This window comes from Schlesneria sp. (assembly GCF_036405755.1).
Classification (GTDB): Bacteria; Planctomycetota; Planctomycetia; order Planctomycetales; family Planctomycetaceae; genus Schlesneria; species Schlesneria sphaerica.
Window position 1 is genome coordinate 1 of sequence record NZ_DASWWZ010000544.1, and the last position, 1,688, is coordinate 1,688.

The 1,688-nt window shown below is 58.1% G+C and carries 2 protein-coding genes; one reads left to right on the forward strand and one right to left on the reverse strand.

Annotation, left to right across the window (positions count from 1 at the left end; all coding sequences use genetic code 11):
- A partial coding sequence (locus VGE80_RS18320) for a hypothetical protein (RefSeq protein WP_440593668.1) occupies positions 1–444 on the forward strand: 444 nt, incomplete at its 5' end.
- 145 nt (positions 445–589) lie between these two features.
- On the opposite strand, the gene VGE80_RS18325 is transcribed toward VGE80_RS18320, so the two are convergent.
- A complete protein-coding gene (locus VGE80_RS18325) occupies positions 590–1,321 on the reverse strand; it encodes an SDR family oxidoreductase (RefSeq protein WP_440593669.1) in 732 nt (243 codons plus the stop codon).
- Positions 1,322–1,688 lie beyond the last annotated feature (367 nt).

Below are 1,688 nucleotides of genomic sequence, written 5' to 3' on the forward strand. Positions count from 1 at the left end.
CTTTGGGCTGCGGCTTCACGAATCCGCCGAGAATGGCAACTGATTGAGTCCTCGGGGGAAGTCGATCCGCTTCCCTGGTCGGCTTCGCGAGAAGAAATCTTTGCCGCAGACCATCCTCCATTCCTGAACGCGTCCGAACCGCAAAGGATTCTGATCGATTCACCCGATCCGTGGTACGTGCAGTACCTGATTGAACGACTCCGAGATGGCAACCAGATTGTCGACACGGATCAACCGACAATGGTTTTATTCGATGTCGATCCTTGGGGGGCAGTCCGTACCGCAGCTCTTACGGAACTGAGAACGCGACATCCGCAAGCAGAGTTCATCGCTCTGGCAAACCTGATTCAGCCTCCCCTCATTGCCGATCTCAATCGCTTTGGCATTTCGAAAGTGGTTCCAAAACTCTCCACACCCTGGGATGCAGAAGTCACCTCTCAGTAACTTGCCACAGCAGTGTCGGTGCGCAGCTCAGCCACCGCCCCACTGACCGTTCATACTGCACGACGTGTCCGTCGTGATAACCGGGTGCGGCCAGTATTCGACCGAATGTCCATGGAAGCGGGGGCCGGTGCAGACGATCGAATACTTAGCCCCGTCCCAGATAGGCCTGATCACGAGGCAGCACGATTGCCTCCAGAAAATTGACGTCGGCGGGAAGTGTCACCATCGCCAATGCTGCGCGTGCGATGGACTCGGGCTGCATCATCGGTTCGTCATCGGATTTCAATCCCGACTCGATCCGGCGTTCCACCAGGACGTTTCCGGGGTGCAGGCACGAACAGGTGATGCCATAGGGGCGGCCGTCCAGTGCGGTGGCCTGTGTTAAACCCCACACGCCGAACTTGGCTGCCGCATAGGGACAACTTCCCTCGCGGGGCCTCTGCGCGCTGATGGAACCAATATTCAGGATCCGTCCTGACCGGCGTGGCTTCATCAGGCGAAACGCGGCCCGGCTGCAGAGAAATGTTCCGGTCAGGCAGGAATCGATGACATTGTTCCATGCTTCGAGCGACAACTCGTCCAGCGGGCCGCCGTCGAATGCCCCTGCGTTATTGACGAGGATATCGACCCGCCCGAATCGCTCAGTCACGGCGGCGAAAAGTTGTTCGACCTGACTTTCCTGAGAGACGTCGCAGACGCGTGCGAGTATGTCAGCTCCCGTCGCCTGCAATTCGGTGGCGGTCTGTTGCAGCGAATCACCATTGCGGGCGCACAGTGCCACGGATGCGCCCTGAGCCGCGAAGGCGGATGCAATCGCCTTTCCGATTCCCCGGTTGGCCCCGGTGATAACCGCGACCTGATTTTCCAGCAGTTTCATGGATCATTCCAGCAAGAGGCGTCACAAATGGGAGGGCAGCACACGGCCAGAGGGACTGACCGATCGATTACCGGTCCCGTCTCTGATGAAAATCGACTGATGGGTGGGATTGCATCAGGAAATGTCGCTCGGCGTCAAGTACACTGCCAGCTCGGTGCATGGGACGGGATGCCCCGATGTGATTCTTGCTTGGCTCGGTCGTTTCACAAAAACTTGCTGGATCGGCACTATGTCGGAAACGCCTCCTGCTCGCGCACAAACCGAATCGCTCAGCCTGGCGGAAATGCTGCGCATTATGGATGTCGCAACCGAAATGCGTTCGCGGCGTGAGACCGTCGAGAAAGAGTTCGCGATCGACGACACGAAA